Below are 626 nucleotides of genomic sequence, written 5' to 3' on the forward strand. Positions count from 1 at the left end.
GCCGCATTGTGCTGTGTCATCTGGTCCATCTGATTGACGGTCGAGTTGACCCCCTGCAGCGCACTCGACTGATCGTGGCTGCCGCGGGCGATCGTCTCGACATGCTGACTGATCGTGACGATCTGCGAGCTGATCTTCGCAAGGACCGAACCGGTTTCCTGGACCAGATGCGAGCCGGTATTGACCTCGGCCGTCGACTTGTTGATGAGGACCTTGATCTCCTTGGCCGCCTTGGCGGAGCGCTGCGCCAGTTCACGCACCTCCTGGGCAACGACGGCAAAGCCTTTGCCCGCATCGCCGGCGCGTGCCGCCTCGACGCCGGCATTCAACGCCAGCAGATTGGTCTGGAAGGCGATCTCGTCGATGACGCCGGTGATCTGCTCGATCTGGCGGGAGGCTTCTTCGATCCGGCCCATCGCATCGATCGCATTGTTGACGACGATGGCTGAATCGTCGGCGCTCTGCTTGGCCTGGCGGACGATCTGGTCGGCATCCTTGGCACGTTCCGCCGACGAGCGAACCGTGACGGTGATCTCGTCGACGGCGGCTGCCGTTTCTTCGAGCGAAGCAGCCTGCTGCTCAGTCCGTTTGGCAAGATCCTCGGCCGCCTCGGCCATCTGGTTGCC

General features: G+C 62.9%; 1 protein-coding gene. It reads right to left on the reverse strand.

The window, feature by feature from the left end:
- Positions 1 to 626: methyl-accepting chemotaxis protein (locus PL640_RS25490; protein WP_269830283.1), on the reverse strand; the 626-nt coding region annotated here is incomplete at both ends.

The sequence above is a fragment of the Agrobacterium sp. ST15.16.024 genome, assembly GCF_027956545.1.
Taxonomy (GTDB): Bacteria; Pseudomonadota; Alphaproteobacteria; order Rhizobiales; family Rhizobiaceae; genus Agrobacterium; species Agrobacterium cucumeris.